Annotated in this window: 9 protein-coding genes; 2 read left to right on the forward strand and 7 right to left on the reverse strand. The window is 62.0% G+C overall.

Going from position 1 to position 12,685, the window contains the following annotated elements; all coding sequences use genetic code 11:
- Positions 1–808: 808 nt before the first annotated feature.
- Together VGE08_RS02155 and VGE08_RS02160 are read right to left on the reverse strand one after the other, a co-directional pair.
- Positions 809–1,810 carry a DUF1838 family protein gene (locus tag VGE08_RS02155; protein ID WP_331066205.1) on the reverse strand — a complete coding sequence of 334 codons (1,002 nt, stop codon included), beginning with the start codon at positions 1,808–1,810 and terminating at the stop codon, positions 809–811.
- A gap of 162 nt (positions 1,811–1,972) precedes the next feature.
- Positions 1,973–4,315, reverse strand: a complete 2,343-nt coding sequence (locus tag VGE08_RS02160; protein ID WP_331066315.1) for a TonB-dependent receptor — start codon at positions 4,313–4,315, stop codon at positions 1,973–1,975.
- Here VGE08_RS02160 and VGE08_RS02165 point away from each other — a divergent pair.
- Positions 4,218–4,418, forward strand: coding sequence for a hypothetical protein (locus VGE08_RS02165; RefSeq protein WP_331066317.1), 201 nt, complete (start codon positions 4,218–4,220; stop codon positions 4,416–4,418). The two genes, VGE08_RS02160 and VGE08_RS02165, sit on opposite strands and share 98 nt — an antisense overlap.
- Positions 4,419–5,396: 978 nt before the next feature.
- Here VGE08_RS02165 and VGE08_RS02170 read toward each other — a convergent pair.
- The 4 genes from VGE08_RS02170 to VGE08_RS02185 form a co-directional block, all read right to left on the reverse strand.
- Positions 5,397–6,428: an MBL fold metallo-hydrolase gene (locus VGE08_RS02170; RefSeq protein ID WP_331066206.1), complete on the reverse strand. Its 1,032-nt coding sequence runs from the start codon at positions 6,426–6,428 to the stop codon at positions 5,397–5,399.
- 451 nt (positions 6,429–6,879) lie between these two features.
- Positions 6,880–7,986 carry an ABC transporter ATP-binding protein gene (locus tag VGE08_RS02175; RefSeq protein ID WP_331066207.1) on the reverse strand — a complete coding sequence of 369 codons (1,107 nt, stop codon included), beginning with the start codon at positions 7,984–7,986 and terminating at the stop codon, positions 6,880–6,882.
- Positions 7,979–9,667 (reverse strand): iron ABC transporter permease, encoded by a 1,689-nt coding sequence (locus VGE08_RS02180; RefSeq protein WP_331066208.1) that lies wholly within the window; start codon positions 9,665–9,667, stop codon positions 7,979–7,981. Before VGE08_RS02180 ends, VGE08_RS02175 begins: the two co-directional genes overlap by 8 nt.
- An 8-nt stretch (positions 9,668–9,675) precedes the next feature.
- The gene (locus VGE08_RS02185; protein WP_331066209.1) at positions 9,676–10,776 is read right to left on the reverse strand and encodes an ABC transporter substrate-binding protein; all 1,101 of its coding nucleotides are present in this window, start codon (positions 10,774–10,776) and stop codon (positions 9,676–9,678) included.
- Between the two features lie 154 nt (positions 10,777–10,930).
- Here VGE08_RS02185 and VGE08_RS02190 point away from each other — a divergent pair, with 154 nt between their 5' ends.
- Entirely contained in the window at positions 10,931–11,848 is a 918-nt protein-coding gene (locus VGE08_RS02190) for a GntR family transcriptional regulator (RefSeq protein WP_331066210.1), read from the forward strand.
- Positions 11,849–11,855: 7 nt separating this feature from the next.
- Here the strand turns inward: VGE08_RS02190 and VGE08_RS02195 are convergent, their stop codons facing one another.
- Positions 11,856–12,683, reverse strand: a complete 828-nt coding sequence (locus tag VGE08_RS02195) for a PHB depolymerase family esterase (RefSeq protein ID WP_331066211.1) — start codon at positions 12,681–12,683, stop codon at positions 11,856–11,858.
- Positions 12,684–12,685: the final 2 nt, after the last annotated feature.

The raw sequence follows: 12,685 nt of genomic DNA on the forward strand, positions 1-12,685 counted from the left end.
AGCTCGACCCAACCCCAGCGAGCTGAGCCCCCCTACGATCGCCGAATCGGTCACGATCCGTGAGGGCACTGAGCCGTGCTGCCTCATCGACCGTGATCAGAATCCCCGGGGTGATGACTCAATTAATCTGCGCAGGCTCACCCTGACCGTTTAGACGCTCTCGAACCGATACCTCTTGGTCGTTCATGCCAAACCGCCCCGCCGCCCGACGATGGACGGCGCATAGGCAGCCAGCGGCAACCGGATAGAATCTTCCGCAGCCATGACTTGCACCTCGGTTGTGCAGGTTGTGGTTAGCCGCTCGCCGTGGCTCAATCACGGCGAGCGGCGCCTGGCAACCGAGGCGCGCGGGGGAACTTTGGGGGTAAGTGGGCTACTGGGCTAGAAATAGTTTGAAGCGTTTCAACGCCTTACGCTTCAGATGCGGTGCCCTCCACCGCACCATCTCAGCGTCCGACACCGTCCGTCGGCATCGCTAACCCCCTAGAAACAAATGTTTCCGCGAGATTTGGCTCGCGGACCGTCCGATGCCGTCCGGCGGCAGCTGTGCCGACGTGGGGACGGTATCAAGATCGGCAACGGTACGATCGTCGATGCGACGATCATCAGCGCCGAGCTCGACCAAGAACAAGAAGGGCGAGCCAGGCTCCTGCAGACACCAGGCGGTCACACGTTTCGAGGTCGCGTTCCGGACACAATATCTTCTTGAGCTTTTCGTTCTCCTGCTCAAGCTGTCCCAGCCTGACGAGGCCCTCTTTACGAGGGCCTCGTCGGCATCCGCGCAAAGCGGCTGGCGTCGCTGGTCAGCTCAGGGCTTGGTCTTCACCGGGGCGGGCTTTTGGTCGCGTGCATAGACTTCGAGACTCGAGAGGTTCGGCTTTTCCCAGTACTCCTTTGGCGGTGCCTCGAGCATGTGTGGATGGTGCTTCTCCATGTGCGCGCGCACCTTTGGCTTGAATCCGTCCAGCGAGTCGAACGACTGTACGGTGGAGTGGTAGAGGATGTGGCCGGGTGCCTGGCCCATCAGCATCCAGGGTAGCCATGGCGTAACGCGCATCCACGATCCTTGATGCAGTACCGAGGTCTTGTCTGGGTTCTGCAGATCCTCGAGCTTGACCACGTTGGTGAAGAATTCGCTGACCCGGTTCATCGGGCCGGCGCTCTCGCGCGGCCACTTGTCCGGCTGCAAGGCAGCACGGTAATAGAGGTTGACGTGAGTCTGATTCATGACCATGCCATTGCCCGCGTCGTAGAAACGCATGCTGTACGGCCGCAGTGCGCCCTCCTTAGTCGGGTTGAGGCCGCCGTAGTCCGGCCCACCGCGCGGTCGAATGTTCTCCGCAAAAAAATGGTTCCATGGGTCATTGACGACGTCGACCACCCTGACCCGTTCGTCGATGTAGGGGTTGTGCCACTCGGTCAGAATGTCGCCGGTCGCGAGGTCCGAATAGAGGATTGTTTCGCGATGGAGGACACGGTAGCTCTGGCCATCTACCCCGTCTGGCTGCTTCCATGCGCGCGCCACCGAGACCACCTCGAAGCCAAAGAGGTCACGCAGCGCTTCGCCGTCGCGCACCCCGACAACCACGCCGCTGACGCTGGCCCACTTCTGCTTGCTCTCATCGAGATTCGCGTCAATCCGGACTGCGGCGAGCATATTGCCTTTGCCGGTCGTGAGATCGATGTACGGGCCTTTGAAGCTCGCAGGCACAGTCGCGCCCGTAGCCGCAAACGCCCCCCGTGGCAGGCTGCTGGCTCCGAGGCCCACCGCCAGAGAACCGGATAACATCAAGAGTTCGCGTCGATCCACAGTAATCTCCGTTATTAGAAAGCGAGACCAGGGCCACCCTTATGAGTAGCCGCTAATTAGCCGCATTAATCTCTTAGTGCGCGAGCGCACACAGCGCGGATGCTCCACGGTGCGTCATTTCGTGGTTACCTTCCGCGTGAGCCGCGCGCCCACCCTTCACCTCTAGTACTCAAACTGGACACGCAGACCAACCTCGCGCTTTTCCAGCGGCTGAACGATCGCCCCTTGACGCGCCAGGGTGTTCGGCACCGGCGAGGTGTCGGCCCAGTCGGAGCCTCGTCGACCGGTGCGCCAGCCATCCTTGTTCAGGCAGTTGCGGCAGTACAGCTCGACATTCAGGCTATCCCCACGCGCAAAGCCGACGCGTCCGTTGAACAGCGAGTAGGCCCCGATCCACGAAAGATTGGTTTCGTCCGTGTAGGATTTGCCCGCGTGCGTGGCGTCGCCGCGCACATACCAATCCCAGTCGGCATTCAGCGAATCGGTCCAGGTAGCTGAAAGCGCGAACGTCTCCTTCGGCGAACGCGGCAGCGTCTTGCCATCCGGCTTGTAGCTGCGGCCGGTCAGGCCGAAGGTGGAGTTCAGGCCGGCGCTGATGAAATCTGTGTACTTCGCATCCACATAGGCCACCATTGCATGCAGCACGAGCGGATCGAGCGGCTGCCAGCGCATCTCGGCCTCTACGCCCTTCAGCTCGGCAGTGCCTGGCAGCTGGACGCCAACCGACACGGGCGCATTGGTCGTCGGACTGATGAAGCTTATCTGCGCTGAACCGGGGATGTTCTCCCATTCCATGAAGTAGGCCGACAGCGAGAACCACGCATTCCACTCGCGCAGGTTCTGCTTCCAGCCGATCTCGTAGGACGAGAGCTTCTGCTGCGCGAGTTCCTCGCTGACGCCCGGCACCAGCGCCAGGATCGCTTCCTTTTCGGCCGGCGTGCGGATCGCGAACGCGCTATTCCGACTGCCTCCAAGCGCGCCCTCGGAGTAGTTCGCGTAAACGTTCGTGCCGTCGAAGGGCTTGTACGTCAGAAGGTAGCGCGGCAACGTGTTGCTGTACGACGCCTTCGTGGACGTGTACGGCCCCGGATAGACTCCGCCGAGGTTCTCCGAGCTGATGTCCTGGTAGCGCCCCTCGATGCTCAGCGTTAGCTTGTCGAAGACGTCGTAGTCGATCGCGCCGAACACTGCGAACGTATCGGTCTGGTTTGCGTCGATGGCGCCGCCCGCGGTGCCGATCAGCGGCACGCCGAACAGGTTGGTCACCAGGCCAATGCCGCCGTCGATATCGCCGAAAGAATCCTGGCTGAAGAAGTTCATGCCAACCATGCCGCGGAGCCGCCCGCCGCCGTCGTAGTAAAGGCGCGTCTCGGCGGATTCTGACTCGAGGCTCAGGAAGCCCTTGGTCACGCGGCCGAGGGTATCGTAGTTGTCGTCATCGCGGATCTGCGTCGTATCGCGCTTGTTGTAGCCGAGGAGCACGGACAACGTCAGCGCGTCGTTGAACTTATAGTCGACCGAACCCGTGTAAAGATGGAAGATCGAGCGCAGGCCGAAGTGATCCAAGGACGGCGTGCCGGTCGCCGGCAGGCCGGCGTTGCCGACCAAGATGTCATAGCTGTTCTGCGGGCCTTGCGTGGTGTCGACAGTATAGAACGTGGTGTTGTTGCTCACCGGAACGACCGGCACCTCGCCGCAGTGAAGGTCGCGCCGCATGGTGGTGGCGACTTCGCCGGTCGTCGTGCGCACGGTGATCGGCGTGCCAATCGGGCAGTTGCCGTGGGTGGTAAACGGCACGTAGGTGCTCGATGCCGCGCCATCATTATCCTCGCCATACAGTGCACGGAACTTGACCTTCAGCGCATCGGTGGGCTGCCACAATAGCGAGGCCGTGGCCATGTCGGTGCGTTCCTCGCCGAGCGCACCACCGTCGGTGGCCGTGAACATCGAACCGCGCTTGTTCGACGCAATCGACAGGCGACCACTCAGCGTCTCGCCCAGAGGGCCCTCGACGCTGCTCGTCACGCCAGTAGAACCAAAGCTCGGGCTGTAATCGAGGCTGGCGCGCCCGCGGAACTCCCTCGCCGGATCGGCCGTCACGTAGTTGATCGCACCCCCGAAGGTCCCACGGCCGAAATACGCGGCCTGCGGGCCGCGGATCACCTCGATGCGCTCGATGTCGGTGAACTGCAGCGACGCGGCGCCGCCCAAGATGTAGACCCCGTCGACGAACAGCGAACCCGTCTGGCTGCTGGGGGTGGTGACCTGCAATTCGAGGCCGCGAAAGCGGATCGCGCTGTTGTAGCGGCCCGACTGCGAGTTGCCGAGCTTCTGGAAATCCATGCCGGCAGTCAGCGCGGCAACATCCTCCAGATTACGCAGGCCCGCGGACTCGATCTCCTGCGACGTGAACGCCTGCACGGAGAGCGGCGAGTCGAGCAATGACTCGTCGCGCTTGCGCGCGGACACCGTAATCTCTTCGAGCACGCGCTCGCCTGCAAACACCTGCTGCGCGTGGGCAGTCTCCACCGCTAGAAACATCGGGCCGACCATCATGCCGAACGCGGCGCTGAACGCGGTCGAGCGCAACGCTTGGGACAAGAACTGACTTCTCTTCACATTGATCCCCTTGATGAAAGCGCTTGCGGCGCGGCTTGTTATCGACTCCAGGTCTCCAAGTACTGCAGCGGCCCCCGACATCGAAATCATGCGAAATGTCTATTCCCGGTACGCTCCCAACTTCAACGGCAAAGATCCCCTGCTCGTCGGCTTCTGCACGCCGACGGGATCCACTCTGCAAATACGATGCCGGCCATCTTGTCCCGGTCCACTGCTGAACGTTTCCATCGTCCATCGTCATCCCCTTCGAGTGGCGGCTCGAGGCCCATGTTGCTGGCTGATATAGCAAAACCTTGCCCGTCAGACGGTGGGCGCAAACTACGGCCCGTGTTTGATCACGTGCGGGCCGTGCAACAACTCGCATCGCTCGGTGCAACAGATGCAACAATCCGAAACATATAAAACCATTCGGTTGTGAGGCCGACGACGGGCGGTCGTTGAGTTCGGCGCGACCGGGGGACAGCGGAGGGGCAGCGTTTCCTTGCGTGCCGCGGAGCTCCTCAATGCGATCGACATCGACGGGGCGAAGCTGTCGACGTTTCCGTTCTGGCGCGCGATGAAGAGTGGCTTACGCAGGCGCCCCCGCCCGCGCAGCGACACAAGCGTGTCGCGACCGTCGCGCTTCGCGCTCGCAATGCATGACTGAAGAGCCGCGCCATGAAGTACCACCAGCCGAAGCGTTCGGAATGGCCTGGCTCAAGCGACGCGTGTCGGCTCGCGCAAGGTGCTCACTCCGCGCGGACAGTGGATGTCCCCTCTCACAGAAACAGCGGTCAAGGCCGCAAAGCCGCCTCTTTCAAAGACCAGCAAAGTTGATTGAAGCCGACCTCATCAACGGGGTCGCAGCGGTAAGAAAGCGAAAGGGCCTCACCCAGGAGCAACTGTCGAAGATCGTCGGAGACAGCTCCATTCCCGCCACGCCGTACACGATCCTGCCAAATCCGTTTGCACTGGTTTTCCATCGGCATCATGCCGCTACGACCGGATACCCTGCCTCACGCCACGCCTTCATTCCGCCGTCCAACGCAACGGCGCCTTTGAACCCCATCTGTCGCAGCGTGGCGGTGGCCAGCGTCGACACTCTGCCGAATTCACAATAGACCAGGATCCTGCGAGTGGGATCCGGCAGCTCCTGATTCACTCGCAACTCCAGCTGCCCGCGGGGCAGATGGTGCGCGCCTCGAATGTGACCTTCCATGAAAGCGTCGCGCTCGCGCACGTCGAGCACCAGCAAGTCACACCGGTTCGATTCGATGCATGCGTTCAATTCGGCGAGCGACATGAACGGCACGATCGCGGCCGCTTCGGCCAACATCTGAGCGACCGTTTTGCCTCCCGTCATATTCGTGCGCAGCGCTTCGGTGATGTGCGTCGGCATCGTCAGATTGAGACTCTGCATCATCTCGATGAACGCCGCGCGATCGCGCTGCTGCAGCCGCGGATTCTCGGCGAGCTCCTGGCCGATCGTGGTATGCGTGCGACCCTTGTACTCGTGCGCCGGAAATACTTTCGTCGCCGCATCCAGCTTCAATACTCCGTTGAAGAGACTGTCGTACAGCGCACTGGCATCGCCACTGGGTAGATCGGTGCGGCCGGTCCCGCCGATGAGCAACGTGTCGCCGGTGAAGACGCGATCCTCTACCGTCAAGCACATCGAGTCCCGCGTGTGACCGGGAGTATGCATCGCCTGCAGCCGCAGCTTGCCGACTACCAGCAACTCGCCACTCTGCAAGCGCAAATCGACGAACGGTGCCGGACTCGACCCGTGCATCACGACCGGCGCATTGAGCTGCTTCGCCAGCTGTTGCGTGGCAGAGAAATGATCCGCGTGGGTGTGAGTATCAACGAGATATTTGATCCGCAAGCCATCGCGCGCGGCCAGCGCGAGATAACGATCGGCCTGGGACAACTCGGGATCGATCAATGCCGCTGCGCACGTCTCATCGCAACCGATGAGATAGGAGCGACAGCCGCCGGAAACCACTGTCTCGAATAGCATGAAACGCTCCCGGCTGACGGGCCTGGCGGTCATCGTAGTAGCAGGCCGGCTGCGGATGCAACAGCAGACGGGCTGCTGCACCGGCGTCGCAATCCCCTGCCGCGTCAGCCAACTCGCCAGAATAGCGTTGCGCGGGCGCTTCGCGACAAGGACTGGATGGGCGCCTTTGTTTGCTGACACCTACTTAGCAGGTAGATAGTCAACTGCCACGTCGGTCTGCTTCTTTTCATAGAAGTCGCAGTATCGGGAGAGCCCCTTGCAGTATCTCTTGCTCTTGAGAAACCGAGATTCGACCACCGCGACTCGCTGCGCGACAAGGGCTGTAATGTACTAACGATGGCGTTGGTACTTATCGTGAGTTCCGCCTTGCGCGGAGAAGTACGTGGTGAGCCCTTCGTGACAGGCTCAGGAGCCCATCGGCGGCCAAGCAGACAGACGCATTCAGCTGCGATCAGTACCCGTTGCCGATGCCGCCCGCCGCCACGAGCACGGTGTCTGCCGCTTTGAAGGCGGCGCACACTTTCGCTCCGATCTCATATTCACGCTCGTCTTCGCCCAGAATGCAGTCGGGACCGACCGCGATCTGATACTGATACTTGCCGCCGATGTAAGTGCAACCGGTGACGAAGCCGGCGAGCCTGTTCGTTGTGTCCGCGCCCGGCGCCTGGCTCTCTCCTTCCACACGGACGTGATCCGGTCGCACCGCCGCGACTACCTCCTCGCCGGGACGCACGTGCGGGGAGTCGCAAGCAAGCAGCACATCACCCGTCGGCAGGGCCACCTCGATCAGATCGCTCCGCGCAGCCCGGCGGGTCACGCGCAAGAGGTTGCCGAACCCGAGGAAGTCCGCCACGAAGGCGTTCGCGGGGCGGCGGTATATTTCGTTCGGAGCATCGAGCTGGACGATCCGCCCGCCATTCATCACGGCGATGCGATCGCTCATCGCCAGCGCTTCGGTCTGGTCATGTGTAACGTAGATCGTCGAGAGCCCGAGGCGCGTGTGCAACTCCTTCAGCCACACACGCGCTCGCGTGCGCAGCTTTGCATCAAGGTTCGATAACGGCTCATCGAGCAGCAGCAGCGAAGGCTCGAATACCAGCGTTCTCGCGAGCGCGACGCGCTGCTGCTGGCCGCCCGACAATTCGTGCGGATAGCGGTCGGCGAACGGCTCCATCTCGACCAGGCGCAGTGCCTGGGCGATGCGCCTCGTCTGCTCCGCGCGCGCGACCTTGCGGATCTTCAGCGGGAAAGCGAGGTTCCCGGCAACACTCAGGTGGGGCCACAGTGCGTACGATTGGAACACGAGCCCGCAGTTGCGACGCTCCGGCGGCACGAAGCGACCACTCGCGCCGTCGAAGAAGATCTGATCGCGCACCAGTATCCGGCCGCTCGTCGGCCGGTCGAGCCCGGCGATCGCGAACAGCGTCGTCGATTTGCCGCAGCCACTCGGGCCGAGCAGGGTCAGGAACTCACCTCGCTCGACGCTGAGCGACACCGAGTCGATTGCATGCAGGCGCCCGTAGGCCTTGGTCAGCTCTTCCAGACGCAACTCAGTCATGATCCGAACTCCGCAGCACGCGTCGCGCGACGTACACAAAAGCAAATGTGATGACCATCTGGATTAGCGACAGCGCGGCGACCGGTCCGGCGTCGCCATTGGTCCAGAACGACAGCATGACCGTTCCGATCACCTCGCTCCCCGGCGCGTACAGAAACGCGGCGGAGGAGTATTCCTTCATGAAGGCGAGGAACAGCAGCACATAAGCCGAGAACAATGCGGGCTTCAAGATCGGCGCGATGATTCGCGTACAGGCGGTCCACCAGTCCGCTCCGGCGGAACGCGCGCTCTGGTCGAACTCCCGCCCGATCTGCAACAAGGCCGGCGCGAGCGCGCCGTACGCCGTGGGAATGCTGCGAATGATGAACGCGATCATCAGTATCCAGATGGTGCCTTGAAGCGGCGCCATGAAGCCGAGCAGCAGTGTCGCCCAGAAGATGCCGAGGCCGGCGACGACTCCGGGAATGGCGCGCGGATATAGCGCCACGAATTCGAGCGGACGGCGGAACCGGAAGTCGGAGCGGTGTACGACGAGCGCGACGGTGGCGATCAATGCCACGCCGATTGCGCCGCCGACGACTGAAATGATCACGCTGTTCCAGATCGAGCGGACATACGCCTCGTAGCCGAAGATGGCGCGATAGTTGTCCAGCGTCAGCAACTCCCAGGGAGCCATCAGCGGCGTCAGGAACGCGGTAAACGAGCGCAGTGCCAACCCCAAGACGGGCACGCCGAGCACGACGATGAGATAGCACAACAAGAGTGCGCACGCGGGCACACGCCAGTTGCCGATGTCGGTGAGCTTCGGTCTGCTGGCCTTGCCCTTGACGGTGATAAAGCGCGACGAGCGCGCCAGCAACCGGCCCTGCAGCACCAGCAACAGCGAAATCAGGACCAGCAACATGGCGGCGGCCGCGCCCACCAGTCCGTAGTCGGGCGAGGCGGGATGCAGCCCTTCGCGATAGAGATACGTGGTGAAGAAGTCATAGCCGACTGGACGTCCGAAGACGAGCGGCACGGAGAGCATCTCCAGCGAGCCGATGAAATTCAGCAGCGCGCTGTAGATGATCGCCGGTCGCATCAGCGGCAACGAGATCGAGCACAGCACTCGCATCGGCGTTGCGCCTGTCGAGCGCGCGGCGTCTTCCAGTGAAGAGTCCGCCATCGCCGCGGAGCTCGAGCAGAAGAGATAGACCAGCGATGCCTGCGCAGTGCCAGCAACCACCGACATGCCGCCAATGGAATACAGATTCCAGGGGATGTAGCCGAGCAAGTTGCTGAAGAACTGAGTGACGTAGCCCGACGGCCCGTACATCACGAACCACCCGAAGGCGATCACCAGATGAGAGATGTAGAGCGGGCTGAGCATCAGCGCTCGCAGCAAGCGCCGGCACGCAATGTTCGTGCGCTCGATCAGCAGCGTCATGCCGACGCCGAGCACGAGCGCGATGACCGTCGTCCAGAATGCAAGACGCAGCGAGTTCCAGGTGACCGCGTAGAAATGCGGATCGGTCAGCAGCCTGCGGTAGTTGTCGAGCGACAGGATATGCACGCCGTCATACAGCGGCCTGTCGGAGAACGACTGCAGCAGGATCGGCAGCAGCGGCGCGGCGACGAGCAGGAGCGTCGCCGCGGCCACCAGATACTGAATGACGAGCGCTCGTGGCAGCGAGTCACGCATGGACCCGCTCACTTCTTCATCGGGAACAACCCGTCCCAACGATCGAGGAATGCCTCTCGCTCCTCGATCAATCCCGGATGATAGGTCGTCAATATCGTGTTGCGGGGCGCTCCCAGATGCGCTTTCAGCTTGCGGTATGTGAAGAACGGCACCTCGGAATCCAGTACATCCTCGCGGTAGGGCGTCATGCCGCCACGCGCGGCGGCGACCTGCCCCTCGTGCGACAGAATGAAGTCGAGCAGCAGCCGCGCCGCATTCTTATTCGCCGCATGCTTGGTGATGGCCATGCCTCGCGTCACCACCGGCGTACCATCGCCGATCAAGCTCCAGCCGACCAGCTTCTCGAGCTTGGTGTTCATCAGCTTCGGAAACGCCGCAACACCGGAGACATAGAACGCCGCGACGTACTCCCCAGTGGTCACCTTCTCGACCATGGCGCTACCACCCGCCTCGGGACGCGTAAACGGGGCCAGACGCTGCAGCGTGTTCCAGCCGGCTTCTCCCTGCTGATGGACGACTGTCCAGTGAATGACGTACGCGAACGAGTGCGAGGCTGCATTGTAGGTAGCGAACTTTCCTTTGAAACGCTGCGGATTCGCCTCGGCAATCGCCACCAGATTGCCGAGGCTACCGGGTCGCTCACTCGGCCCGAGCAACACCTTGTTGTACACGAGGACCATCGGATCGGTGGAGAACGTGTACAACCCTTCGAACGGCATGCTCCAGGCGGGCAACGAGGCCGCCTCGCAACTGCTATAGGGCTCGACCTGCGCACGCTGGACAAAGCGCTGCCAGGCATCCGGTGCGCCAGTCACGATCAGATCGGCCGAGGACTTGCCGGCGGCGGACTCGGCGTAGTACCGCTCGAACGCCTCTGACGGGCCCATGTCGAGCGTTTCCACCCTGATCCACGAGTAGCGGCGCGCGAATGCATCCAGGATCGGCTTCCAGTTGTAGTCGGCCACGTTGGAATAGATCAACAGACGCTTCTCGCTTTTTGCGGCGGCAAGCGGCGCGCTGCAGTCGGAAGATGTGGAAGCAGCGCCGACCACGTGATTCCCCAAGACAAAGCAGGCTGCCAACGCCAGCCGGTAAAGGCGATGCTTCATGTTTGTTCCAGTTGGTGCCTGAGGCATGTCTTTTATAAACCAAAAAAGCATGCCACGATAGGCCCACGGTGTCCAGGGTCCGCCGCGCGGCTCAAAGCGATGGTCGTGCATGGCATACTCCACCGCAGTCAACAGTCACTGGAACAGTCGACTCATGCCGAGCAAGACATCGACGGAGCTGACGCGCCTGCAGGCGCGGCTCGCCGGACAGATCCTGGAACAGATACGCGAAGAGAAGCTGGAACCCGGCAGCCCCTTGAGCGCCAAAGGTCTCGCGCACAAATTCGGCGTGTCGCGCACGCCGGTCTCGGTAGCTCTGCAATATCTGACGGAGATAGGAGCCGCCCGCTTCCAGCCCGGCATCGGACACGTCGTCAACAACCGCAAGGCCAAGCTGGCGAAAGTGAAGCTCGCACCGGAGCAGACCGAGGATGAGAAGCTCTATCTGAAGATCGCGGAGGATCAGGTGGCTAGCCAACTGCCGCGCCAGTTCTCGGAGTCGGATCTGATGCGCCGGTACGGTGTCAGCCGCCGTGTGCTGCTCAAGGTGCTGGAACGCATGTCGCGCGACGGCGCGGTAGAGCGCAAGCAAGGGTACGGCTGGCGCTTCGTGGAACTGCTGAGCTCGCAGCAGGCGCATGCCGATAGCTACTACTACCGTTCAATCATCGAGCCGGCTGGCATCCTTGCTCCTACTTTCAAGCTGGACAAGCAGTGGGCGATCCGCTGCCGGCAGTCGCATGAGGAGATCATGGGTGCGCGGCCGGGGCAGCTCTCCAGCATCCAGTTGTTCCAGGTCAACGCCGACTTTCACACCATGATCGCGGCATCCTCCAACAACCGGTTCATCCTGTCCTCGATCGAACAGCAGAATCAGATCCGCCGCTTCCTCAACTACCACTGGGTCTATGGCCAGCAGCGCATCATCGTCGTCGCGCAGGAGCACATGGGCATTCTCGATGCTCTCGAGCGCAACGAGCGGGAGTTTGCCGCGGCACTCATGCGCCGCCACCTGGCGCTTGCTTCGGACGTCGTGCCGAAGACGCTGAAGGCGGAAGATACGTTGCGTTGAGCGCAGCTCAGCGCGCACTGTGTGCACTGAGCCAGTCACCGAAGAAACGAATCGCGGCCTCGACGTGTGGCGCGGTCTTGTGGGCCACACCCGGAAGTTCCTCGAATTGCACATCAACTCCATGCTCGCGCAGACTCCGCACGAGTGTCGCTGCGCGCTCCTTGCGCGTGCGGCCCGCGGAATTCGCTCCTTCCATCCAATGTGCGCTACCAGGGTGATGCGTGATCTCCCAGGTCTCCTCGTCCTCTTCGCCTACGGTCACGTGTGCGGCAATCTGCTCCAGCTGCGCGTAGTCCATGGTGCGGCCAAACTTCTGCTGCACGTCCCGCACACCGACCCACCAGTCCGCCTGCGCATCGAGCAGAGTTACCGAGCCCGGCGCGCCTACCGAAATGGCCGCAAGCAGTTGCGGATACAAGTAAGCAAAGCGGTGACAGAAATGGGCGCCCCCGGAGAATCCGAACATCAGCATTCGGTGACGTGAGAGCGAGTAGCGCACCACCACTTCATCGATCATCGATATCAGTACCCGGTCGAAGCGGATCCCGCGATAGTCCAGGTACTTGTAGTTGTCGCGATCGCGCGGCTCAATGATTCCACACGGGAAGTACGGCGCGAGGACGATCAAATCGTGCTCGCGGGCGAGCGCCGCAAAGTCATCGCGCAGCCGCTGGAACTTGCGTTCCGTGCCGTGTACCGCGACCAGCAAGCGGAAGTTGGTGCGTGCTTCCTCGCTGAACTGCGGCGGCACGTACAAACAATAGCTGAAGCGCTGATCGTATTGGCAAGCGAACGAAGTCGTGCTGCCCAGATCGTAGATATTCAACTTCGACATGC

The sequence above is a fragment of the Steroidobacter sp. genome, assembly GCF_036406195.1.
Taxonomy (GTDB): domain Bacteria; phylum Pseudomonadota; class Gammaproteobacteria; order Steroidobacterales; family Steroidobacteraceae; genus Steroidobacter.